Here is a 24,454-nt window from a genome sequence, read left to right as displayed (position 1 = left end):
AAAACTGCGCTAAACGCTGTGGTTAGGTATGCTAGAAAAATAGGATGTTGATAACGCTTATAAAAAGCCCCGATACACAGAGCACAGGGAGTGAATATGATTAAACGCGCCGCTACCTTTTGGTGGAAAGTAGTCCAAGACGCCACGTCACTATGGTTGGAGCGTAATGCCTTTAGCTACGCAGGTTCGCTAGCGTTCTATACGCTTTTCTCATTGGCGCCCACGATTATTATTGCAGTCACGGTCATCGGTGTTGTTTTAGGTGAAGAGGCTGCCCACGGACAAATAGTCGCTCAGTTACAAGGCACGCTAGGAATGGATGCAGCAGTGGCTATCGAACAGGCTGTTGCTCAGTCGAGGATTGAAGAGTCCGGTCTACTGCCAACGCTACTAGGTGTTGGGGCATTGGTGATCGGTGCAACAACCGTTTTCGCACAGATGCAATTTTCGCTCAATACCATTTGGGGCGTAACGGCAAAGCCCACTTCTAATAGCGCTTTACGCTTTATTAAAAGCCGGTTGCTATCGCTAACGGTGGTGCTCTCCATCGGATTTATACTGATGGTATCGCTGGTATTAGGCGTCGTTTTGCGCGGTATGCTCCAGGCCGCCGATAATCTGGTGCCTTATGCCAGCTTACTGACAACGTCAGTTGAGTCGCTGGTCTCGCTGGCTGTGGTCACCTTACTATTTGCCACCATTTTTAAAGTACTTCCCGACGTTGTGTTGCGCTGGCAAGATGTGTTGATTGGCGCAGTCGTCACTGCCGTACTGTTTACTATTGGGCGCAGTGTAATCGCGATTTACCTGGCGTATACGGCTACAGCATCTACCTATGGCGCCGCCGGGTCGGTAGTCATGATTTTGCTATGGGTCTACTACAGTTCACTAATATTGCTGTTTGGGGCGGCGTTCACCCGCTCATTGCTACTACGCCGTGGCCGCCCGCTGATTCCGCGTAACAGTGCAGTGATTGTCAAACGTGAGTATGTTTAACACTCCGTTCAGAAGCGCCAAGGTAAGGAGGTAAGTATGAGTGATTGCTGTGTACGTGCCCTTGTGACCGGTAAGGTGCAGGGGGTCTGGTATCGCCGGGCTACCCAAGAGAAAGCCCTTCAGTACGGTATCACCGGCTATGCCAAAAACTTGCCCGATGGCCGGGTTGAAGTGTTGATATGTGGTCACTCCGACGCAGTCAAGCTGCTAAGCGAATGGCTATGGCAGGGCTCAGAAGGTGCACAAGTTACCCACGTGGAGCTCGAGGTGCTGGATAACTGCCGCGCCCCGAGCCACTTTGCCACCCAGTAAAGCCTATTGAGAGCCTCTGATGAGACGGCAGGTTTCTATTGGGCGCCTTTCCATTCAAGGATATTGTTAGCTGTCAGGCTAACAATATTCTGGCGCGCTTCCGGTGTGATCCATGCGTTGTGAGGCGTGACGATTAAGTTTAGCGGCTCGCTGAGCGCATCCAACAGTGGGTGCCCATCTCTGGGTGGTTCAGCGGGCAGCACATCAACGCCTAATCCACCCAGCTTGCCGCTGCGCAACGCCTCTAACGCTGCCACTTCATCGATAACCCCTCCGCGGGCGCAGTTGACCAGTAGTAGTGAGTTCTTGGCGCGCGCTAAGCGCTCCCGGTTGATCAAGTGCTTGGTGGCCTCGCTCAACGGGCAGTGCAGGCTGATAACATCGGCATCGGGAAGCAGGTCGTCCAGGGCAGGCCGCTTATCATTAGCTTCGTTGCCGGGGCGGGCGGCAAAGGTGACCTGCATGCCAAAGGCCTCCGCCAAGCGTGCTACTTCGGTACCTAGCTCGCCTTGCCCGACCATGACGAGCTGTTTGCCTGCCAGTTGGAGCGTTGGGTAATCCTGCAAGCAGAAGAAAGCGCTATGCTGCCACTCGCCTGCGGCAACATCGCGCTGATATTGGGGAAGACGATTGGCTAACGCGAGCATGAGCATCAAAGTGTGTTGGGAAACGCTAGCGGTGCCGTAAGCCGCCACGTTTTTAACGTCAATGTCGTGTTCTTTTGCACTTTCAAGATCGATATTATTGAGGCCTGTTGCCAATACGCATATCAGCCGCAGTTTTGGCAGTTGCTGCAGCGTTTCGGCGTCCAGCACGACCTTGTTTACGATCGCTATATCGGCGTTAGCAAGGCGTTCCCGCGCTTGTTGCGTGGTACTCTGCTCAAACACCTCAAGGTTTGAAACCGTCTCCTTAATGGCGGCCAAATTGATCTCGGGGCCGAGACTTTGCGCATCCAGTATCACCGCATGGGGCATTTTCTTCTCTCCATTAACCGCAGGGGTCTGTATAACCTTGCTCGTCAGGGGGCACAAAAGGGTATAATGGCGGCGCTTTATCAACCGCAGCCTTGGAATTTAACCCGACAGGCCACATATTGCAGCCTGGCAGCGTTTGTGTTCGCCATTGTTCTTTCTTTTCAGAACGAGTCTTTTAGATAGAACTGGATTTGTCAGAGCTGTTTCCGTAGAGCTGAGTCGTTAGAATCAGTTCTGTCAGAACTAAGCTTGTCAGGGTTGAGCTTATTAGGAGTCATTAAGATGCCCATCTATGAATATGAGTGCAAGGCCTGCGGCCATCGTATGGAAAAATTGCAGAAGATTAGCGCCGATCCTCTCAAGGATTGCCCTGCATGCCAAAGTGATGGCTTGGAACGGCTTGTCTCGGCAGCGGGATTCCGTTTGGCCGGCGGCGGTTGGTACGAAACTGATTTCAAAACGGGTAGCAAAAAGAACCTGGCCGCTGATGGCAAAACTGCCTCTGCAGATGCCGGTAAATCAAGCGATGCCAGCGCTACCGCTAAGAGCGACACTCCCAAAGACAAGGGCGCCGCGGCATAGCCGCGGCAGTCAGGGTCGGGACGCCCGCGACACACTCATTGCCACGTAACAGAACAGGATTTGACATGCGCAGCCATTATTGCGGCCAGCTAAACGAAACTTTGGTGGATCAAACGGTTACGGTATGCGGATGGGTTCATCGCCGCCGTGACCACGGTGGGGTAATTTTCCTCGATATGCGCGATCGCGACGGCATCGCTCAGTTCGTGGTTGACCCTGATACCGCCGAGGCATTCGCTAATGCCGACCGTGCCCGCAGTGAATTCGTCCTGCGTATTACTGGTCGCGTTCGGCTGCGCCCAGAAGGCACCCAAAACGCCAACATGCCGACGGGTATGATTGAAGTGTTGGCAAAAGATGTTGAAGTGCTCAATACCGCCGTTACCCCGCCATTTCAGCTGGATGAGCATGGCAAAGTTGGCGAAGAGGTGCGCTTAAAGCACCGCTACATCGATCTGCGTCGTCCGGATATGATCGAGAAGCTGCGTCTTCGCTCGCGTATTTCGCATAACGTGCGCGCGTACCTCGAAAACCAGGGTTTCCTGGACATCGAAACGCCGGTGCTCACCCGCGCAACACCTGAAGGTGCGCGTGATTACCTGGTGCCTAGCCGTACCCACGCGGGTAGTTTCTTTGCACTGCCTCAGTCGCCGCAGCTGTTTAAGCAGCTGTTGATGGTGGCGGGTTTTGACCGCTATTACCAAATTGCCAAGTGTTTCCGCGATGAAGATTTGCGCGCCGACCGTCAGCCTGAGTTCACACAGATTGATATCGAGGCGTCGTTTGTGGAAGAGAACGACATCATGGGCATTACCGAAGCCATGATTCGTCAGCTATTCCAAGAAGTGCTGAAGGTAGAGTTGCCAGAATTTCCGCGCATGACCTGGCAGGAGGCGATGGATCGTTTCGGTTCCGATAAGCCTGATCTGCGTATCCCGCTGGAACTGACCGATGTCGATGACCTGATGCAGCAGGTTAACTTCAACGTCTTCTCTGGTCCCGCCAAGGCTGATGATGGTCGCGTCGCGGCACTGAAAGTGCCCGGTGGTGCCAAGCTGTCGCGCAAAGAGATCGACGAATACACCAAGTTTGTCGGCATCTACGGTGCCAAAGGCTTGGCGTGGATCAAGGTCAACGAGCGCGCCAAAGGGCTTGAAGGTCTGCAGTCACCGATCGTCAAGTTTATGGAAAACATCGTTGAAGAGCTGCTCGACCGCGTGGGCGCAGAAGATGGTGACATCATCTTCTTCGGTGCCGATAAAGCGCGTATCGTTAACGAAGCCATTGGCGCGCTGCGCGTCAAGCTCGGTGCTGATCTGGAGCTCTATACTCAAGAGTGGGCGCCACTGTGGGTAGTCGACTTCCCAATGTTTGAAGCCGACGACAACGGCCGCCTTAGCCCACTGCACCACCCCTTTACCGCGCCTTCCTGCACACCGGAAGAGCTCAAGGCCGATCCTGCCAACGCGCTTTCACGCGCTTACGATATGGTGCTCAACGGTACCGAATTGGGCGGCGGCTCTATTCGTATCCACGATCAGACCATGCAGAGCACGGTGTTTGAGATTCTAGGCATTGGTGAAGAAGAAGCCCAAGAGAAATTTGGCTTCCTGCTGGATGCACTGCAGTACGGTGCGCCGCCTCATGGTGGCTTAGCCTTTGGCTTGGATCGCTTGGTCATGCTGATGGTCGGTGCCAAGACTATTCGTGAAGTTATCGCCTTCCCGAAAACTCAAAGCGCTGCCTGTTTGATGACCAATGCACCGGGCGAAGTCAGCCCCGAGCAGTTGAAAGATTTGAACATCCGTCTACGTCAGAAAGTCAAAGCGGAACCCGCCGCCGAATAAATCGGTTTGGATGGCTGCTCAACACCGACGCCGTGGCGTCGGTGTTTTTGTATGTTCTAGTCACACGAGTATCGACGCCATGGAAGAGCAAAAGTCCGTCGTACCCATTCGCATTTTGGGCATAGACCCTGGCTCCCGGGTAACCGGTTACGGGGTGATCGATATTATTGGCGTTAAACCTTGCTACGTAGCGAGTGGCTGTATCCGCACGGCAGAAGGGGCCTTGGAGCAGCGCTTGGCGCAAATTTACGCCGGCCTTAGCGAAGTCGTCGGCCTGCATCGACCCTGCCAGGTGGCCATTGAGCGGGTCTTTATGGCCAAAAACCCCGATTCAGCGCTGAAGCTGGGCCAGGCTCGGGGGGCGGCAATGGTGTGTATGGCCAATCATGGCTTAAGCCTTGCCGAATACGCCGCGCGGCAGATAAAGCAGGCGGTGACTGGCCAGGGCGGCGCGGATAAAGAGCAGGTGCAGCATATGGTGACAGCAATTCTGCAGCTCTCTGCTACCCCACAAGCTGACGCCGCCGACGCGTTAGCCATTGCGTTAACCCATGCTTATAACGGCTCTGTGTTTAGCAGCCATGGCTTGCCCGCCGCGCCATCTCGGGGCCGCCGTCGCTCAACTGGACGCTGGCGGCTTTAACTGGTTATTTGTCATCTAATGTGGATTCAATATTAATCGGCAATTTTGTGTCTCACACTTCTGATCGTAACCACTTAGCCAGCTATCTGTTGTTGGAGGCCGCTTCCAGCGGGCGAAGGGTGCCGAAGATACCCCGGTGTTGTCAGGCTGGCAGCCTAAACGGTCGCGAGCTAAAGCTACCTCCCACTGGTCTACTATAAGACTGGCAGAAATACTGAATGACGAAGAGCCCTGTAACTCCCGCTGTGCCGATGGCTGAACTACTGGTCACCTGTACAGAGTCGCTTTATAGTAATCACCTGTTTTTCACTCTATTTTTTTCATTCCGGTGCGAGCGTATTTATGATTGGACGTCTGAGTGGTCAGCTAGTGGCAAAGCAACCTCCCTGGATTGTGATCGACGTTCATGGCGTAGGTTACGAACTGGAAACCTCAATGAATACGCTGGTCGCACTTCCGGCGATTAACGAGAGCGTCTCATTATTTACCCATTTAACCATTCGTGATGACGCCCACTTACTTTATGGCTTTGGCCGTGAGCATGAACGTGCTTTGTTCCGTGCCTTGATCAAAGTCAATGGCGTAGGGCCCAAGCTTGCACTAGCCATCCTGTCGGGCATGGACGAAGACGCCTTTATGCGCTGCGTCCGTGACGACGACAGCAAGGCGCTGACATCACTGCCAGGGGTGGGCAAGAAAACTGCTGAGCGGCTGATTATTGAAATGCGCGACCGTTTCCCCGAGTGGGAAGATGGCAGCAACGCGCTACTACCCCTTGAGGCCACCAATGGCCGTGCTTCTGCCCGCGATAGTCTTGCCGATGCGGAAGCCGCGTTAGTCAGCTTGGGGTATAAACTGACTGAGGCCTCGAAAATGCTCGCCGATATCGATCCCAACCAGTCTACCGAAGCGCTTATTAAAGCCGCGCTCACCCAACGCATGAGTGGTTAGAACGGAATAAATAACAAATTGCGGGTAGCGGATAGAGCTTTGTGAATAGACCTTTTTGAATTGCCATAAAGAAGAGCACCTATGTTAGAACACGATCGGCTGATCGCTGCTGAACCTGAACAGGGAGAGGGGCGCATTGATTACGCGATTCGCCCCAAGCGGCTGGATGACTATATTGGCCAGCCGCGTGTGCGTGAACAGCTGGAAATCTTTATCGGCGCCGCACGGCTGCGTGAAGAGAGCCTGGATCACACTCTGGTATTTGGCCCCCCTGGGCTAGGTAAAACGACCCTCGCGCATATTATTGCCACCGAGATGGGCGTCGGTATGAAGTCGACTTCCGGGCCGGTACTCGAGCGGGCAGGCGATCTAGCCGCCATGCTGACTAATTTAGAGCCTGGCGACGTACTCTTTATCGATGAAATTCATCGCCTGTCGCCGGTGGTAGAGGAAGTGCTCTACCCGGCTATGGAAGATTTTCAGCTCGACATCATGATTGGTGAAGGGCCTGCGGCGCGTTCGATTAAACTGGATCTTCCCCGCTTCACCCTGGTAGGTGCTACTACTCGGGCAGGGTTATTGACCTCCCCGCTGCGCGATCGGTTTGGTATCGTGCAACGGCTTGAGTTTTATAACCTGGAAGAGCTAACAGAAATTGTCTCGCGCTCGGCGCGCTTGTTAGGCGTTGAAACCAGCCACGATGGCGCCATTGAAGTGGCCAGACGCTCAAGGGGCACGCCGCGAATTGCCAACCGATTGCTGCGCCGGGTGCGGGATTACGCCGAAATGAAAGGCAACGGCGTCGTCGATGTTGCCATGGCTGATGCGGCACTCAATATGCTCAATGTGGATCATCATGGTTTGGATCATATGGATCGACGGCTACTGTTGGCCATGATAGATAAATTTGACGGTGGACCGGTGGGCATTGATTCACTTGCCGCTGCGATCAGTGAAGAGCGTGACACGATCGAAGATGTTATTGAGCCCTATCTGATTCAGCAGGGCTTAATGATGCGTACACCCCGTGGCCGTGTGGTCACTCGCCAGGCGTGGCTACACTTCGAACGCGTGCCTCACGAACAGGCAACCGATATGGAAGGAGAGCGCCGTCCGTGAGTGGTCATATAAGTGAGGGCTATCGCCTGCAGCTGCGCGTTTACATGGAAGATACTGACGCAGGCGGCATTGTCTACTACGTTAACTACTTGAAGTTTATGGAGCGTGCGCGCAGCGAATGGCTCCGCCAGTTGGGCCTGAATCAGCAAACGCTGCTAGACGAAGGTACACAGCTAGTGGTATACCGCTTGGCCTGTCATTACGCGAAACCGGCTTGCTTGGATGACGCGTTGGAAATTAGTGCTCACGTTACCGACGTTGGGCGCTGTCGGATGACGTTTGAACAGCAGGTTTGGCGTGATAAGGAACTCTTATGCTCTGCCACAGTCGAGATAGCCTGCTTGAGCGCCGAGCGCTTACGGCCAAAAGCGTGGCCTGCATCGCTTAAAGTTTTGACCCAGGCCTCTTAACCAAGAGGTCACTCACTGCGTCGGCAATCCCGACCCTAATAGATTGATGAGGGCACCTGTGAACGATAACACCATGTCCATTCCCCATTTGATAATGAATGCCAGTACGGTAGTGCAACTGGTAATGCTGCTACTGCTGGTGGGGTCGATCCTCTCTTGGGTAGTGATTTTTCAGCGCAGTATTGCGCTGGGCCGTGCCAAGAAAGAGTACAACCAATTTGAGGAGTCTTTTTGGTCAGGTGTCGACTTAAATGAGCTCTACCGTGAGATTCCCGCCGATGACCCGCGCCACGGCGCCGAGCATATTTTTCAAGCCGGTTTTCGCGAATTTAACCGTTTGATGCCTAAAACCCGTGACCCGGATACCGTGCTGGAAGGTGTACAGCGCAGCATGCGCGTAGCGTGGTCTCGGGAAGAGGATCGCTTAACCCAGCATTTAGTGTTTCTTGCCACGGTAGCCTCAGCTAGCCCCTATATCGGCTTGTTCGGCACCGTATGGGGCATTATGGGGTCATTTCAGGCACTCTCACTGACCCAGCAGGCAACCCTTGCTACGGTGGCTCCCTGGATTGCTGAAGCGCTCATTGCCACAGCCATGGGGCTATTTGCGGCGATTCCGGCGGTGATTTTCTATAACCGCTTATCCAACTCGTCTTCTCGCCTGCTGGGCAAATATGAAGACTTTGCCGAAGAGTTTCACGCTATCCTGCACCGCAATTTGCAAGGTCGTGACGGCAAACCGAGCGCCAGCTAAGGGAGAGAACCATGCAAGGACCATTCAATCGTAGCGGTAAAAGCAAGCCGATGGGGGAGATTAACGTCGTCCCTTTCATTGACGTCATGCTGGTACTGCTGGTGGTCTTTATGATCACCGCGCCCATGTTGACCCAGGGCGTACAAGTTGAGTTGCCGCAAGTCACCTCTCAGCCCATTGAAACCCAGGAGGATAATGATCCCATTATTATCTCCGTTGATAGCGACGGCGGGTACTTCATCACTCTGGGGGAAGATTCAACGTCGGTGTCGCTGGATGAAATGTCCTCAAGAGTGACAACGATTTTAGAGCGTCGTCCCGGGACACCGGTGATGGTACGCGGCGACCGTAATGTGGCCTACGGCCAGATTGTCGTCTTAATGAGTACCCTGCAAGGCGCCGGTGTGGCTAATGTGGGGCTGCTTTCTGAGCCGCCAAAAGATGGGTAAGGGCAAGGCGCAGCGCATGGCACAGAAATCCCCACGCGACCCTCAAGATGTTGGCTATAAGTGGCCGACTATCCTGGCGATTGGCGTGCATCTGGCAATTGTAGCGTTTAGCTTGATCAGCCTGCCTAGTCGAAACGCCGAACCTGACAGCTCCTCCATCGTGCAGGCAACGTTGGTAAGTACCGAAACGTTTACCAATCAGGCACAGCAGTCAACAGAAGAGCAGGCGGCGATGAATGCGCCCGCCGAAGCCCCTACCGAGCCGGAGGCACCGGAAGAGCCTTCAGCCAGTGAAGAGCAGGCCGCAGCCGAGCAGCAAGCCGCCGAAGAGGCCGCCCAGCAGGCGGCGGAAGCGGAAGCACAGGCGTTAGAAGAGGCGCGTGCGGCCGCTGAGGCTGAGGCTCAGCGCAGAGCTGAAGAAGCGGCTGAGCAGGCCGAACAGCAGGCGGCCGAAGCAGCTGAACGTGAAGCCGAAGCGGAAGCTGCCGCAGAGCGTCAGCGTGAAGTGGAAGAGGCACAGCGCCAGCAGGAAGCCGCCGAGCAGCAGCAACGCGAAGAGGCCGAAGCAGAACGCCAGCGCGAAGCCGAAGAACAGCAGCGCCGTGAAGCGGAAGAAGCCGAGCGTCAGCGCGAAGCTGAAGAGCAGCAGCGCCGCGAAGAGGAGGAGGCTGAACGCCAACGCGAAGCTGAAGAGCAGCGATTGCGTGAGCAAGAGGAGGCTCAGCGAGAACGAGAGGCCGAAGCGCAGCGCCAGCGTGAAGCAGAAGAGCAGCAGCGTCGTGAAGCAGAAGCTGAGCGCCAACGCGAAGCAGCGGAGGCTGCCGAGGCGGCTATGCAGCGCCAACTGGCCGGAGAGGCCGAAGCGGCTGCCAATGCCCAGCAGGCGGAGCAAGCGGCCAATAGCTTTATCAACATTGTTCGTCGTGCTGTAGAACAGGCGTGGGTGATCCCGCCCGGTGCAAGTGATGCGATGAGTGCTACCCTACAGGTACGGCTAGGGCCTTCAGGAGAGTTGTTGGCAACGTCGATTGTGACATCAAGCGGCGATAGTGCTTTTGACCGGTCTGTAATGCAGGCCGTGGAACATGCTGCACCGTTTGGTGAATTGCGAGATTTGCCAGTCGATCAGCAGCGTAATTTACGTCAGTTTAATCTGCGATTTACCCCGGGGGATGTTCGCTGATGCAAAGTTTGAGCAAAGTATGGTTGTTCTGTCTTCTGCTGCTAGTTAGCAGTGTGGCAAGTGCTAACTTAACCATTGAGATAACGCGGGGCAGCGATCAAGCGCTGCCGATTGGTGTCGTGCCGTTTGCCGGTTCAGACGGCTTACCCGAAGATGTCGCACAGATTGTTCAGGATGACCTTGAACGCAGTGGCTATTTTGCTCCCTTAGCACGCAATGCTATGTTTGAGCAGCCTAGCCAATCTGACGATGTGCAGTTTGGTACCTGGCGTTCGTTGGATGTGCGCTATCTAGTTGTCGGCCAGGCACGACAAACTGACGGCGGCTTTGAACTACAGTTTGAACTGATGGATATCAGCGGTCAGCGCCGAATGATCGGTGAAACCGTAACGGTTCGAGGGGATGATCTACGCGGTGCTGCACACTATATCAGCGATCAAATTTTTGAAGAGATTACTGATATCCGCGGCGCGTTCTCTACCAAAATTGCTTATGTAACGGCCCAAGGTATCGGTGACGATATGCAGTTTGGTCTGTACGTTGCAGATGCCGATGGCCGCCGTAGTGAGCAGGTGTTGACCTCTGATGAACCAATCATGTCACCGGCGTGGTCACCCGACGGTAGCAAGCTCGCCTATGTCTCCTTTGAGACGGAGCGTCCAGCGATTTATATTCAGGATGTAGCGACGGGCCAGCGCGTACAAGCGACCTCCTTCGATGGCATTAACGGCGCACCAGCATGGTCACCGGACGGGCGGCGTATCGCCATGTCACTGTCTAAAGATGGCCAGCCTGAAATTTACATTATGGATGTTGGCAGCCGTTCCGTAGAGCGCATCACTAACAATAACAGTATCGATACTGAGCCCGCATGGGCGCCGGATGGTCAAAGCCTGCTGTTTACCTCTGACCGTAGCGGTGGCCCTCAGCTTTATCAGTATTCGTTGGGTGGCGGTGAGGCCGAACGGCTTACCTTTACCGGTAATTACAATGCGCGTGGCCGCTTCTCGCCGGATGGCGAGCAGATATTTTTGATCCATCGCTCTAGCCGTGGTTATCAAGTAGCAAGGCAAGACCTAAGCGGCGACCGCTTAGTGGTATTAAGTGAATCAACAAGAGATGAATCTCCTAGTGTTGCGCCGAACGGGACCATGGTAATCTTCGCTACCCAACAGGGTAACAGTGGGGTGCTAAGTGCTGTTTCTGCCGATGGCCGCTCTTCATTCAGGCTGCCGTCAGCACAAGGCGATGTTCGTGATCCAGCTTGGTCACCCTTCTTAAATTGATCAACTCAATTGATTAACATCGAAATTTTTGTTTTCAGGCAAGGAGTCTGATTATGCAACTTAAACCGTTGGCTCGCTCATTAGCAGCAGCGCTATCTATCGTGGTAATCGCTGGCTGTTCCAGCACCGGCGGAACCCAAGACGGTGACTCGTACGGTAGCCAGGATGGCAGCACGACTGGGTCTAGCACCTCGGGTACAGGCACGGGTAGTCAGTATGGTTCCACCTCTGGTTCAGGCGCTGGTCAGCAGGCTGATTCACGCATCCCAGAAGTACGCACCATCTATTTCGATTACGACCGCGATACGATTAAGAGCGAGTACGAATCCGTGGTAATGGCTCATGCGCGCTATCTGCGTGCTAACCCGAACGCTCAAGTGGTACTCCACGGACATACCGATGAACGTGGTACCCGTGAATACAACATGGCGCTAGGTGAGCGTCGTGCGAATGCGGTAGAACGCTTCCTGAATATTCAGGGTGTTTCGCCATCGCAAATGAGCGTTGTAAGCTATGGTGAAGAGCGTCCGGCCGTCAATGGTCAAGACGAGAGCGCCTACGCTCAGAACCGTCGTGTTGTATTTAACTACTGAGCATTTAACGATTGAATGCTTAACCACTGATGAATTCGGCGTGCGGCTTATCGCACGCCGTTTACGTCTACGGAGTCATCATGAATCACAGTCTCAAGCGTTACGTTGAGAGGCTGTGCGGTGCGGGAGCCATAGTGCTCCCGCTGTCCGTATTGCCCCTAACGGCCACCGCTCAACAGCCGCTCGTTCAAGATCTTTCCGACTCTTCCAATAGCAGCTTTTACCAACAAACGCAGCGCCAGGAAGCGTCCAGCGGTAACCTGGTGTTGTTTAACCAAGTCCAGGAGCACCAGCAGGAGATCCAGCAACTGCGTGGCCAAATTGAAGAGCTACGCCACCAGTTGGAACAACTGCGTCGTCAATCCCAACAGCAGTATCTCGATATTGAAGACCGCCTGATGAGCAGCGGCCCAACTCAGATTGAGCAGTCAACGCCCGCGGTAGAGCCAGAAGCCGCAGAGGAAGTTGTCAACGCGCCTTCGAGTCGCAATGTTAGTGAGGACGCCCAGGCGGATTACCAAGCGGCTTTTGCGCATGTTCAAGCACGCCGTTTTGATGAAGCGATTGCGGCCTTTGAGGCCTTTGTTAGCGACCATCCTGACACTAGTCTAACGGCTAATGGTCATTACTGGCTGGGCGAGCTATATGCTGCAGAAGGCGAGCTGGATGCTGCCGACCAGGCATTTAGCCGAGTGATCGAGGAGTACAGCGGCAGCAGTAAAGTGCCGGATGCAATCTATAAGCTAGGCTTAGTGAAAGCGCGTAAAGGGGAAGCAGAGCGCAGCCGTGAGCTACTCGAGCAAGTGCGTGATGACTACCCGCAAAGCAGCGCCGCGGGTCTTGCCAATGACTTTTTACGCCAATCAGCAAGTTAATATTTTTTGCTTCAAGGAATCAGCATGAGCTGCAAGATCGACTATCAACCAGCGCCCAACCTATTGGAAAATCGCATCGTGTTGGTAACCGGCGCAGGGGACGGAATTGGCCGTGCGGCAGCGCTGAGCTATGCCCAACACGGAGCCACCGTGATTCTATTGGGGCGCACCATTGCCAAGTTAGAGCGCGTTTACGATGAAATCGAAGCGGCTGGCGGCCCCCAGCCAGCGATTTTTCCGCTCAACTTTGAAGGCGCTACGCTAAAAGATTTTCATGATATGGCGGAAACGCTGGATAAAGAGTTTGGCCGTTTGGATGGAGTGTTGCATAACGCCGGGCTGTTGGGTCGCATCACGCCTTTCGAGCAGTATAACCCTGAGCTTTGGCAGCAGGTAATGCAGGTGAATATCAATGGGCCCATCTGGATGACTCAGGCGCTATTGCCTCTGTTGCAAGCGTCTGATGATGCGTCGGTTATTTTCACCTCCTCCAGCGTTGGCCGCAAAGGCCGTGCCTATTGGGGTGCGTACTCGGTCTCTAAGTTTGCTACCGAAGGATTTGTCGAGGTGTTGGCCGATGAATTGGATACCCAATCCACGGTACGCGTTAATTCACTCAACCCGGGGGCCACACGCACTCAAATGAGGCGTACCGCGTTCCCCGGTGAGGATCCCTTCACACTGCGCACCCCGGAAGACATCATGCCTACCTACTTATGGCTTATGGGGCCAGACAGTGCAGGCACCAACGGTCAAAAGCTCGACGCCCAGCCGCCACGGGTATAGCGCGTACTTTTAACTCACTATTAGCACGTCGATGCCCGCCGGTACTTACGCTTGTAATTCTCGCTAGCGTTTGAAACCGTTCAGGGCATCGACCAGCGCGTGACACTCTTCGAACCATAAGTCAGCAGGCCACCGCTGATAGTCGTCCTCTTCGCTAATATAGCCGTAGCCAACGGCCACGGCCGTCATCCCCGCGGCGACGGCGGCTTCGATATCCCGAGCATGGTCGCCGATATACCAGCACTGACCCGGCTCAACGCCTAGCCGCCGGGCAGCTTCCCAGAGTGGTTCAGGGGCTGGCTTTTTAACACTCAGGTCATCTGCACACAGCAGTGCGCCCGGCTGAAGTGCCAATGCGTCCAACAACGGTAGCGTATAGCGACGTGGTTTATTGGTCACAATCCCCCAGGGCCGTTGGTCGCCATGCCACGCTTTCAGCCATACATCGAGTGGCGAGAAAACCCGGCTGTGTACGGCGACCGCCTCCTCATAGGCATCCAGCAGAAACTGACGCGCTTGGGTATGGCCATTCGCTGTGACTTCTAACCCCAGTGCCAGGGTTACCAGCGCACTACCGCCGTTAGAGACCTGACGACGGATCACTTCAAAAGGGAGTGGGTCTAAACCGTGGTGTATACGTAGCGCATTGGTTGCTTGGGCTAAGTCTGGAGCGGTATCGACCAGGGTGCCATCTAGATCGAAGAGAATCGCTTGGGGCGCTAGCATCGGCATTTAATCGCTCACCTTGCGGCAGTACATCATGTAGTTGACCGAAACATCATGGCTTACTAAACGATAGTGTCGGGTTAGCGGGTTGTAAGTAAGCCCCGTCTGCTCACGCACTTCTAAGCCACAGCCGCGAGACCAAGCGGCCATTTCTGAAGGGCGAATAAATTTCGCGTAGTTATGCGTACCCCGAGGTAGCAGTCTAAGCACGTACTCGGCGCCTAGAATGGCAAATGCATATGCCTTGGCGGTGCGATTCAGCGTAGAGAAAAACACATAGCCACCTGGGCGAACCAGGGCGCTGCAGGCACGAATGACGGAGGCGGGGTCGGGTACGTGCTCAAGCATTTCCATGCAGGTCACCGCATCGTAAAAACCGGGCTTTTGAGCAGCCATGGCTTCCACACTGATGTGCTGATAATCGACCTCGACACCGCGATCTTCCGCATGCAGCCTAGCGACCGCTAAAGGTGCTTCACCGAGATCAATACCGGTTACTTTAGCCCCGCGGTTGGCCATGGATTCGCTCAAAATACCGCCGCCACAGCCCACATCCAGCACCTTTTTCCCTGCTAAGCCCGCTCGCGCATCAATAAAATCGAGCCGCAAGGGGTTAATCTCGTGAAGTGGTTTAAATTCACCCTGTGGATCCCACCAGCGGCTAGCAAGCGCTTCAAATTTGGCGACTTCCGCTGCATCGACATTGCCTTGATAGTGACCAGCAGTGCTATCCTGTGGTGTCGCTTGCATGTTGTGACTCCCGTTGTCGTTGAACATTAAGCAAAAAATGTCGCTTAATAACCGGTTATTATCTACTTGCGCTCATTATCGTCGATTGGCGAGGTGGCATCCATCCACGCCTTCAGTATTATGGACATTCTAACCACTCCTATGTCGGAACGCATGAAAAGGACCCATATATGATTCGCAAGGCCGTACTTCCTGTTGCTGGGTTTGGCACCCGCTGCTTGCCGGCTTCGAAGGCTATTCCCAAGGAGATGATTACGATTGTCGATAGGCCGGTTATTCAATATGTGGTCGAAGAAGCCATTGCCGCGGGTATTCGTGAGATTGTGCTGGTCACCAGTAGTAATAAGAGCGCTATTGAAAACCACTTTGACACCCACGCTGAGCTAGAAGCCAGTCTGGAAGCGAAAGGTAAGCACGAGCTTTTGACGATGCTACGCAACTTGGTGCCTGATGATGTCAGTATTATCAGTATTCGTCAGGGAGTTCCGCTGGGGCTAGGCCATGCGGTGCTATGCGCTCGCCCGGTCATTGGCGACGATGAGCCTTTCGCTGTGCTGCTTCCCGATGTGCTGGTGGACAACAGCGCCAACCAATCGACCGACTTGGCCGGCATGTTGGCAGCTTATGATCAACAGCAAACGGCGCAGCTAATGGTGGAAGAGGTGGCTTGGGAGCAAGTCGAGAAGTATGGCATTGTGGCTCCCGCTGGCGATGTGCCCGCGCCTAACCAATCGGCAGATCTTGTAGGAATGGTGGAGAAGCCGAAACGTGATGCAGCGCCTTCAAACCTGGCCGTGATTGGTCGCTACGCGCTGCCCGGTCATATTTTCTCCATTTTAGAAACCACCAAACCCGGTGCCGGTGGCGAAATTCAGCTCACTGATGCGCTAGAGACCCTGCGCGAACAGTCGGGGGTGCAGGCATACCGTATGCAGGGCACGACCTACGATTGTGGTCAGCCGCTGGGTTATCTTGAAGCCACGCTTGCCTACGCGCGCCGTCATCCTGAGTTTGGCGAGAATTTTAAAACCTTGCTATCACGTTACCATCAGGGAGAGTAACCCATGCGGGTGTTGCTTTATGGTAGCGAATTGAGCGCAGCAACGGCCGCCGCTGCGTTGGCCTCGGTAGGGCATCAGGTGCAGTGGTTACCGCACGCTGACGCCCCTTGGTCAGCACTTTCCCGGGTGGATTGGCTTCGCAGTGAACCGCAACTGCTGGTTCATTTGGAGCACGGGCTGGCGGATGGGACGCTGCAGATCATTGAACAGCTTAAAGAGGCGCACACACCTGAAGTGATTTGGCTGGCGTTATCTCCTGCGCAGCGTAGTTCAGCCACGGCGCTGGTTGAAGACCCGCTGCTGGTTGATCAGCAGGGCATAGTGCTTATCAATAACTCTACGTTTCCGGTCGGCGAGACCGAGCGCCTGCATGCGCTGATAGGCGTGCAGCATACCAGCGTGGCGCTCCCTGATACGTTGGAAGAGGGACGGGCATGGGAGTCGTTTACCCGCCCCACTAGGCGGCTGCTAGGTTGCGATGATGCCACTGGTGAGCAGGTGACTAGGGAGCTATTGCGTGCCTTTAATCGCCGCAGCGAAGTATTTCAGTGTATGCCGCGCCGTGCTGCTGAGCTCACCAAACTGGCTATTAACGGCATGCTGGCTACGCGTATCAGTTATATGAATGAAATCGCTGGCTTGGCTGATACCCTGGGGGTGGATGTTGAGCATGTCCGACAGGGAATGGGCGCTGACTCACGGATAGGGTTTGAGTATCTCTACCCCGGATGTGGATTTGGCGGGCCGAACTTCTCTCGTGACTTGATGCGCTTGGCCGATGTGCAACTGCAAAGCGGTCGTTATTCAGCACTGCTTGAGCAGGTGATGGATATTAACGAGCAGAAGAAAGAGACCCTATTTCGCAAACTGTGGGCGCACTTTTCCGGTGAACTGGCGGGTAAAACCGTGGCGATATGGGGCGCGGCGTTTAAGCCTGGCACAGCACGTATTGACCATGCTCCGGTATTAACGCTGCTGGAGGCGCTCTGGGCGCAGGGAGTTAAGGTGCAGCTCCACGACCCAGCGGCAGTGCCTGCACTTCACGCCTTGGTAGGCGAGCGTGACGACCTGCGCACCTATACGCATGACCCCTACCAAGCCTGCGAGGGGGCTGATCTGCTGATGCTGGTAACTGAATGGAAAACGTATTGGAACCCGGACTGGCACCGACTCGGCTCGCTTTTAAACGCTAAGCTCGTACTAGATGGACGCAATATTTACGACCCTGAGTTCGTTGCCAGCTGTGGATTAATGTACCGAGGTATTGGCCGTCGTGCCGACCCGAAGACTCTTTGAGGAAATGTCATGCCAGACGCCACCGCATCCTCTCGTATTGTGCCCGATGTGGATCAAAGCTTGACGGCGCAACACTTGCGTCACCGAAAGGGGCCCACGCTATGGCCACTATGGCTATGTTTGCTACTGATCATTGCGCTTATGGGCGCGGCTGCGGCTGGACTTTGGTACGAACGTGAACGACTGTTAGATGAGCTTCACCGGGTGAGTGGGGAAGTCTCCAATGTGCATGCTCGGTTGGATTCGGATGACACTGACGTACAAGATGCGATAACCTTTGTACAAGCTCAGATGTCGACGCTTTTCCAAGAGCAGGAGCAACTGTCAATGTCTTTAGCCGCTACTCGAGAAGAGTTATACGGCTTTCTCACTTCTAGCGAGGATACGGTCTCTAGTGATTCCATCAACACACTGTTGCAGCAGTTGTCTCAGCTTAAAGAGCAAGCCGAACTGCGCGACAGTCAATTATTGGCGATGCGGGAATCGCTTGACGCCTTGGAACAAACGGGTTCCTCGGGTCGTCAAAATCTTGTTGAAGAAGTCTCCCATCTGGAGCAACTGACCGAACGGCGCATCGACAGCCTGGATAGTCAGCTCAACAGTGTCAGTAGCGCTTGGGAAGAGCAGTTGTCGGCGCAAAGAGCAGCGTTCGAGGAACGCTTTGATGAGCTGGAAACATCCGTTGCAGAGATAGAAGCGCCTGCAGATCAAGCAGCCTTGGAAGCATTGGAGCAGGAGTGGTCTCAACGGCTGAATTCGCTGGAAAGCGATGTGCGCCAGGTACGTCAGGCGCAGCTTGCCTTCAGTGCTCAGTTAGAAATGCTGCGTTAATAAGGCGCGTCGGAAGTATGAGTGTGATTGCTTAATCTTTAACATGCTAATGCGTTGAAATGCTTAGGCGATGAAGCCGCTGATTTAGGTTGGGATAAAAATGTATGGGAAGACAACGGCGATGGACATCAGCCACAAAGCGCACCTTTACGGTTGTGCTACCGCTGTTATGCGTATCACCTAGCGCATGGGCATTAGAAGCGACTGTTACGGGTGTTTCCGATGAGGTCGAAGGCAATATTCAAGCCTACTTACAGAATATCGAGGCAGCAGAATATACTGAGGTGCGTTTAGAGGGCGAGATCCGTCGGCGCACCGAGGAAGCAATGCGTGTTTACGGCTATTACGAGCCCGAGGTATCCCTTGAACGTGCCACTGATGAGCGTGTGTGGCTGGAAATTGAGCCCGGCTCTCAGGTTGAAATTGAAATTCTGTCAATTAATGTGAAAGGCGATGCGAGTGAAGATCCGCCTTTCCAAGAGGCCATAGAAGACTTTCCCCTGGAAGAAGGGGATGTGTTGAGACATGCTCCCTGGGATCGATTAAGCAGCCAGTTTTCGGGATTGGCCATTGAGCGCGGTTACTTTGATTGGGGATTTACCGATCGACGCATGGAAGTGCGTCCATATCTACAAAGCGCGCGCCTGTATATGGATTTTGACAGTGGTCCCCGCTACCAATTTGGTGAATCTTCCATTACCGGCAGCCATATTGAGCTTGATCGGTTGCGTCGCATGCAGCCTTTTGAGCAGGGTGACCCCTATTTAGCGCAAACCCTTGCAGACTATAACCAATCGCTTGCAGAAACCGGCTGGTTCAGCTCGGTCTCGGTGCGTCCGCGCCTTGAAACTGCTCAAGAATTAACTATCGCCCCCTCTGGTGGTGGTTCCCCCTGGTGGAGTGAAGCCACTGCATCGCAGCCTGAGCGTCCGAGAGTCACCAGTGCGGCTTTGGCCAGCGCGCTGAGTCTTAATAAGCCCAGTGATACACAGCTACCTATCGACGTCAGTGTTGAACCCGCTGATCGTCACCAGTTTGAAGTAGGTATTGGTTATGCCACCGATGTAGGGCCGCGGTTACGATTTGGCTGGGAACAGCCGTGGATCAACCGCTATGGTCATAGCCTTGATCATGACCTTTATTTATCAGCCCCGGAGCAGCGTTTTACCGGCGTGTATAACGTGCCTCTTGAGGATCCACTGCGCGATAGCTATCGGCTTCAATACGGTATTCGTAATATAGATGATAGCGATACCCAGTCGCTAGAAGGCACCGTCGAACTGGCCCGGCGATGGGAGTTTGATAACGACTGGGTGCAAACAGTTTACTTCCGCACTACTTATGAGGATTTCGAACAGGGTGGTGAGGCGGATCAAGTATGGCTGTTCTATCCAGGTATTCAGTGGTCACGCACGCGGACACGTCCTCAGCGCTTTCCTTTATGGGGTGATCGCCAGCAGCTCTCGTTAGAGTATTCGGATACTGTGTGGGGCTCGGATGCTACGTTCGCGCGTATCACAGGGGATACGGAGTGGATCCGCATGATTGGCAACGATAACCGTTTCTTGGCACGTATTAGTTTAGGCGCCATTGAAACCGATGATTTTGCCAAAATACCGCCATCGCTGCGCTTTTTTGCGGGTGGCGACCGCAGTGTGCGTGGTTATTCTTATGAGAGCTTATCTCCCCGCAACGACGAAGGCCGACTGCGCGGGGGGCAGCAAATGCTTACCTCGACCCTGGAGTATCAGCGTCGCGTGACCGGGGATTGGTGGGGAGCCACTTTTATAGATAACGGCGATGCGTTTGATAATTGGGGGCCCAATGATTTGAAAACGGGCGCCGGGGCCGGGGTACGCTGGGTCTCGCCGGTGGGGCCAATTCGTTTTGACATTGCCCACCCCTTTGACAGTGAGGACGATTGGCGTTTGCACTTTTCTATCGGACCGGAATTCTAGGAGAGAGACTTGTCTCAGGTTGAACCAGCTACGTCTGATAAGCGCCGTATGTTGTCTCCAAAGTATCGCGCATGGCTACTGTTCTGGAGCCTTGTGCGTCTTGTGATCGTGTTGCCTATTTGGCTGTTCGGTATTGTGGCGCTGATTGTCGGGGTGGCGTTATCGCCCTGGGGCACTGGGGTGCTGCTCTCGCAGGGGGAGCAGCGCGATTTTTTCTCCTACGCGCATCATGAAGGTGGCTTGCTCGACCATTTTCAGCTCGAAAATTTCCAGCTACAGCTGGGCGAAACCCGTATAACCGTGGATGAGTTCGAACTCCAGTGGGCAGATGACTGTGTTCTGTCAGGGCGCTTATGCATCGATACACTGCGTGTGGTGGGCGCCGACATCCAGCTAGGCCCATCCAATAAGCAAGCGCCACCTCCCGAAGAGGAAGGGAGCCCGCTGGCTATTCGTTTTCCCTTTCCCATCGAACTACGTTCGCTGCTGCTGGACGATGTTAACCTCAGACTTGCGGATGGTACCGAGGTGGCGTGGCGCTCATTAAGCTCGGCGGCCACTGCAGAAGGAAGCACAGTACGCCTCTCGCCAACCCACTTGGAGCAGCCCCGTGTCTATTTGCCACCCTCGTCGGGCGTTCTGCTAACCCAGGGCATTGAAACGCCGCTTTATGCTGAAGCCATAGATGCCGCTATCTTGCTCAACCAGCCACCCCAAGAAGCTGTGGCGTCGGTGGAATCGCCGGAGCAGCAGCTTGAAGAACGCGAGCGCCTGGAGCTACCGGAGGTCACGCTGCCGGTTGATATCCAGATACCTGAATTCACGCTCAATGATTTTCAACTGGAAGGGGCCGCCGAGTACCGCGTTGAGCGGCTGCGGCTTGGGTTGTTAACCGAAGGTAATAACGTCGAAGTCACCGAGCTTTCTGTTATTACCCCGGATGCTGAGGCTGAATTAACCGCGAACGCCACTTTAACCGGCAACTACCCACTCGAAGCTCGCTTAGACGTCGAACTGTTTTTAGCTGAGATATACCCTGAGCTAAGTGGCGAATCTTTAACCTTAACGCTGTCTGGCCCACTGGATGCGCTTGAAGCGCAGTTGGACGCTTCCGGCGCGGTCAATGCATCCTTGAGGGGACAAGTGGACACGCTTGCCCCGACGCTGCCTTTTCAACTCCAACTGCAAAGTGACCAAATACAGTGGCCTTTACCTGCCAGCGCAGATGAGAGTAGCAATGAGAGCGTCGATGGCAGCACTGAAGAAGAGACAACGGAAGCCTATATAGTCGATGACTTGGATCTACAGGTAACCGGCAGCCTGAGTGATTATAGTGCTCAATTGGCCCTGGCGGTTGAGGGCCCAAGCCTGCCACGCACTCAACTTAACGTGACAGGTGAGGGCGATCTCGAGCAGTTTAGCTGGCAACCGCTCACCCTGGCAGTCGACGAAAGCTCCCTGCGCAGCGAAGGCAGTATCAGTTGGGTTGCACCGCTACAGGTCAACACCACTATTCGCCTGGATCAGTTTAACCCTGCCCACTTCGTGGATCAGCTGGAAGGTAATTTAAACGGCGACATCGAGCTTACGCTGCGTCAGCAAGAGGATCAGTGGGCGGTTAGCGTGCCCAACTTAGCAATTGACGGCGAACTGCGCGACTACCCGCTAACCCTGCAAGCGGCCTTTGATGCTAACAGCAACCTGGAACTGGAGATTGAAGAATTGCTGTTTACCCAGGGGGAGAATCGCTTAACAGCAGAGGGGCAAATTAGCGAACAGGCCATGTCGTTAAACGCGAACATTGCACTACGCCAGTTGCAAACGCTCTCGCCAGACTTGGCGGGCACTATCGTGGGTACGCTAGAGGCCAGCGGCAGTTTTAATCAGCCGCAATTACTCGCCAATTTACAAGGTGACGGCGTGCGCTTTGGCCAGAATCGTATTGATCGGCTTGCCCTAGATGCTGATGTACAGGGCATCGAGGATCCCACCCTCGACGTACAGCTGGGGCTACAAAACATCAATGCTGGGGGGCAGGCTCTTGCAAACATTGAGGCCAATTTGGCCGGGCGCCTCTCCGAACATCAGCTTGAGCTGACCGCCCAGGGCACAGACAACAGTGCTTTAAGCCGTGCGCTGATTGCCCTGGAAGGCCGCTTTGATCAGCAAGGCCAACTTTACCAAGCCCGCGTAACGCCACTGGAAGTTGATTCTGAGGCGGGGGATATTCGTCTTGAGGCGCCCCTGGACTTTCGCTACAACCTAGCCGATGGTCAGGCGCGCCTCTCGCCGTTCTGCCTGCGCCGGGAGCAAGGTGGATTAGTCTGTTCCGAAGAGGAAATCACGGCCTCTGCGCAACAGGGCAACGCCGTGCTTTCGGTACGTGAAGTGCCAATGGAAATGCTGGAGCCCTTTTTGCCTGAAGAGTGGCAGTTAGAGGGGGATACAACCGCGGATCTTGTTGCCAACTGGCGTCAAGGGGGTGCCCAGTGGCAGGCAGATCTTCAAATTCTTAGCGAACTCGCCATTACTGCCGTTAATGATTATGGCCAGCCGGTGCAACTGCCAGAAGTCAGTTTAGACGCCCAGATCGAGGCCAACCAAGCCCAGGCGGATGCCAATGTGTCGCTTTCGCTTGCCGAATCGGGCGATATCAACTTAGACCTGGCGGTCAATGATCCCTTGGGGGCCGGTACGTTAACTGGCGAGCTGCGCGCAGAAGGTGTTTCGCTGCAACCCTATCGACCCATGTTGGTCGGAATGGAGCGACTGGAGGGCGATTTATCGGGCAGCGTCCAAATTACCGGCACCACGTCTGCACCTGACTTACGGGGCCAGCTTGGACTGCGCGGCATAGGGGTAAGTGGCCCGGATATTCCTGTCGATATTCAGGGCGGCGAACTGGTGGTCTCTTTTGACGGTGAGCAGGGAGATATTGACGGCTACCTGGCTGCTGAGCGCGGGCGTTTGGAAATTACCGGTGATGCTTATTGGCCAAGCGGCGATGATTGGCGGATTGGCGTCGATCTAAATGCTGTTCAGGAGCCTATCCTGGTCGTTATGCCCCAGTTTGGGCGTCTTGAGGTAGCGCCTGATATTCGTATCCGGGTCACGCCGGAAAGGCTGCAAGTGAGGGGGGATGTGAATTTACCCTGGGCACGGCTTGAAATTGGCGATATGCCCTCATCGGCAGTCACCCCAAGTAGCGATGAAGTGATTATTACCGAGCGCGACGATCGCCAGGCCGAAATTGAGGCTCAGCGAGCGGCTGCCAATGAGGATGGCCCAAGTGCCGCGGACGAGCTTGCCGCCACCGGTATGGCCATTGACGTACTGGTGACCTTAACGCTGGGCAGCGATATGCAAATTTCAGCCTACGGCCTGGAATCTGGCTTGGGAGGCGCGCTGGAAATTCGCCAAAGCAGCGGCGCGTTACAGCTGTTTGGCGACGTTAATTTGGTCGATGGTCGTTTCCAAGCGTTCGGCCAAGACCTGGTTATTCGCCGCGGTGAACTGCTGTTTAGTGGCCCGCCTGGTCTACCCACGCTCGACTTCGAGGCCATACGCAACCCTGAAGTTACCGAAGATGACGTAATTGCGGGCTTGCGGGTAACAGGCAGCGCCGAATCTCCGAACGTACGGATATTTTCTGAACCGGCAATGGATGAATCCCGTGCGCTCTCATACCTGTTACGGGGTCGCGCACCTGATGCTTCTGGGGGAGGTGTGGATAGCGCACTAACTACCGCGCTGATAGGCATGTCGCTAGGGCGCACCGGCGGGGCGGTGGGTTCCATTGGTGAAGCGTTCGGCATTGATGACTTAACGCTGGACACCACAGGCGCTGGCGACGATAGCCAAGTCGCTGTCAGTGGCCAGCTTACCGACGATCTTAGGATTAGTTACGGGGTGGGAATTTTCTCGCCGATTGCCGAACTAACACTACGCTACACGCTGTGGCGTAACCTTTATGTACAGGCCGTCTCGGGTACCAATCAAGCGGTGGATTTAATCTACACCTTTACCCGTTCCGGTAATCCTGAAATCATTCAGCAGCAATAAGTGAGGG

23 protein-coding genes are annotated in these 24,454 nt (G+C 54.6%); 20 read left to right on the top strand and 3 right to left on the bottom strand.

What is annotated here, in order from left to right:
• Positions 1-96 precede the first annotated feature (96 nt).
• On the top strand, positions 97-996 hold the full coding sequence (locus KF947_RS00950) for a YihY/virulence factor BrkB family protein (RefSeq protein WP_039858480.1): 900 nt from the start codon (positions 97-99) through the stop codon (positions 994-996).
• 36 nt (positions 997-1,032) lie between these two features.
• Positions 1,033-1,308 (top strand): acylphosphatase, encoded by a 276-nt coding sequence (locus KF947_RS00945; RefSeq protein WP_227405208.1) that lies wholly within the window; start codon positions 1,033-1,035, stop codon positions 1,306-1,308.
• A gap of 35 nt (positions 1,309-1,343) precedes the next feature.
• Here KF947_RS00945 and KF947_RS00940 read toward each other — a convergent pair whose 3' ends face one another.
• A complete protein-coding gene (locus tag KF947_RS00940; RefSeq protein ID WP_227405207.1) occupies positions 1,344-2,285 on the bottom strand; it encodes a D-2-hydroxyacid dehydrogenase in 942 nt (313 codons plus the stop codon).
• 282 nt (positions 2,286-2,567) lie between these two features.
• On the opposite strand from KF947_RS00940, the gene KF947_RS00935 reads away from it, so the two are divergent.
• The 13 genes from KF947_RS00935 (at position 2,568) to KF947_RS00875 (ending at position 13,763) form a co-directional block, all read left to right on the top strand.
• A complete protein-coding gene (locus tag KF947_RS00935; RefSeq protein WP_227405206.1) occupies positions 2,568-2,867 on the top strand; it encodes an FmdB family zinc ribbon protein in 300 nt (99 codons plus the stop codon).
• A 65-nt stretch (positions 2,868-2,932) separates the two neighbouring features.
• Positions 2,933-4,714, top strand: coding sequence for an aspartate--tRNA ligase (gene aspS / locus KF947_RS00930; RefSeq protein WP_133732522.1), 1,782 nt, complete (start codon positions 2,933-2,935; stop codon positions 4,712-4,714).
• A gap of 79 nt (positions 4,715-4,793) precedes the next feature.
• Positions 4,794-5,357: a crossover junction endodeoxyribonuclease RuvC gene (gene ruvC / locus KF947_RS00925; protein ID WP_208862706.1), complete on the top strand. Its 564-nt coding sequence runs from the start codon at positions 4,794-4,796 to the stop codon at positions 5,355-5,357.
• Positions 5,358-5,699: 342 nt separating this feature from the next.
• Positions 5,700-6,308 (top strand): Holliday junction branch migration protein RuvA, encoded by a 609-nt coding sequence (gene ruvA, locus KF947_RS00920; RefSeq protein ID WP_133732520.1) that lies wholly within the window; start codon positions 5,700-5,702, stop codon positions 6,306-6,308.
• An 81-nt stretch (positions 6,309-6,389) separates the two neighbouring features.
• Positions 6,390-7,427, top strand: coding sequence for a Holliday junction branch migration DNA helicase RuvB (gene ruvB / locus KF947_RS00915; protein ID WP_088701469.1), 1,038 nt, complete (start codon positions 6,390-6,392; stop codon positions 7,425-7,427).
• Complete coding sequence (gene ybgC, locus KF947_RS00910; RefSeq protein WP_287018501.1) at positions 7,424-7,837, top strand: tol-pal system-associated acyl-CoA thioesterase; 414 nt, start codon at positions 7,424-7,426, stop codon at positions 7,835-7,837. Before ruvB ends, ybgC begins: the two co-directional genes overlap by 4 nt.
• 58 nt (positions 7,838-7,895) lie before the next feature.
• Positions 7,896-8,591, top strand: coding sequence for a protein TolQ (gene tolQ / locus KF947_RS00905; RefSeq protein ID WP_007114222.1), 696 nt, complete (start codon positions 7,896-7,898; stop codon positions 8,589-8,591).
• Positions 8,592-8,602: 11 nt separating this feature from the next.
• The gene (gene tolR, locus KF947_RS00900) at positions 8,603-9,040 is read left to right on the top strand and encodes a protein TolR (protein ID WP_133732519.1); all 438 of its coding nucleotides are present in this window, start codon (positions 8,603-8,605) and stop codon (positions 9,038-9,040) included.
• Positions 9,041-9,056: 16 nt separating this feature from the next.
• Complete coding sequence (gene tolA / locus KF947_RS00895) at positions 9,057-10,223, top strand: cell envelope integrity protein TolA (protein WP_227405205.1); 1,167 nt, start codon at positions 9,057-9,059, stop codon at positions 10,221-10,223.
• On the top strand, positions 10,223-11,509 hold the full coding sequence (gene tolB / locus KF947_RS00890) for a Tol-Pal system beta propeller repeat protein TolB (protein WP_133732518.1): 1,287 nt from the start codon (positions 10,223-10,225) through the stop codon (positions 11,507-11,509). Before tolA ends, tolB begins: the two co-directional genes overlap by 1 nt.
• 53 nt (positions 11,510-11,562) lie before the next feature.
• On the top strand, positions 11,563-12,102 hold the full coding sequence (gene pal / locus KF947_RS00885) for a peptidoglycan-associated lipoprotein Pal (protein WP_009286695.1): 540 nt from the start codon (positions 11,563-11,565) through the stop codon (positions 12,100-12,102).
• Between the two features lie 80 nt (positions 12,103-12,182).
• Positions 12,183-12,977: a tol-pal system protein YbgF gene (gene ybgF / locus KF947_RS00880; RefSeq protein ID WP_133732517.1), complete on the top strand. Its 795-nt coding sequence runs from the start codon at positions 12,183-12,185 to the stop codon at positions 12,975-12,977.
• A 24-nt stretch (positions 12,978-13,001) separates the two neighbouring features.
• Entirely contained in the window at positions 13,002-13,763 is a 762-nt protein-coding gene (locus KF947_RS00875) for a YciK family oxidoreductase (protein ID WP_133732516.1), read from the top strand.
• Between the two features lie 63 nt (positions 13,764-13,826).
• On the opposite strand, the gene KF947_RS00870 is transcribed toward KF947_RS00875, so the two are convergent.
• Positions 13,827-14,495 (bottom strand): HAD-IA family hydrolase, encoded by a 669-nt coding sequence (locus tag KF947_RS00870; protein WP_227405204.1) that lies wholly within the window; start codon positions 14,493-14,495, stop codon positions 13,827-13,829.
• Complete coding sequence (gene ubiG, locus KF947_RS00865; RefSeq protein WP_227405203.1) at positions 14,496-15,239, bottom strand: bifunctional 2-polyprenyl-6-hydroxyphenol methylase/3-demethylubiquinol 3-O-methyltransferase UbiG; 744 nt, start codon at positions 15,237-15,239, stop codon at positions 14,496-14,498. It lies immediately after the preceding gene.
• 170 nt (positions 15,240-15,409) lie between these two features.
• Between ubiG and galU the strand changes: the two genes are divergently transcribed.
• From galU to KF947_RS00840, 5 genes are all read left to right on the top strand, one after another.
• Positions 15,410-16,300, top strand: a complete 891-nt coding sequence (gene galU, locus KF947_RS00860; RefSeq protein WP_227405202.1) for a UTP--glucose-1-phosphate uridylyltransferase GalU — start codon at positions 15,410-15,412, stop codon at positions 16,298-16,300.
• Positions 16,301-16,303: 3 nt separating this feature from the next.
• Complete coding sequence (locus tag KF947_RS00855) at positions 16,304-17,596, top strand: nucleotide sugar dehydrogenase (protein ID WP_133732512.1); 1,293 nt, start codon at positions 16,304-16,306, stop codon at positions 17,594-17,596.
• Between the two features lie 9 nt (positions 17,597-17,605).
• The gene (locus tag KF947_RS00850; RefSeq protein ID WP_227405201.1) at positions 17,606-18,427 is read left to right on the top strand and encodes a hypothetical protein; all 822 of its coding nucleotides are present in this window, start codon (positions 17,606-17,608) and stop codon (positions 18,425-18,427) included.
• A 104-nt stretch (positions 18,428-18,531) separates the two neighbouring features.
• On the top strand, positions 18,532-20,385 hold the full coding sequence (locus tag KF947_RS00845) for an autotransporter assembly complex protein TamA (protein ID WP_227405200.1): 1,854 nt from the start codon (positions 18,532-18,534) through the stop codon (positions 20,383-20,385).
• 9 nt (positions 20,386-20,394) lie between these two features.
• Complete coding sequence (locus tag KF947_RS00840) at positions 20,395-24,447, top strand: translocation/assembly module TamB domain-containing protein (protein ID WP_227405199.1); 4,053 nt, start codon at positions 20,395-20,397, stop codon at positions 24,445-24,447.
• The last annotated feature ends 7 nt before the right edge of the window (positions 24,448-24,454 follow it).

The sequence above is a fragment of the Halomonas sp. FeN2 genome (assembly GCF_020595105.1).
In the GTDB taxonomy this organism is placed as follows: domain Bacteria; phylum Pseudomonadota; class Gammaproteobacteria; order Pseudomonadales; family Halomonadaceae; genus Vreelandella; species Vreelandella neptunia.
The sequence above is the reverse complement of the archived record's forward strand: the minus strand, read 5'-3'. Positions and strand labels throughout refer to the sequence as shown.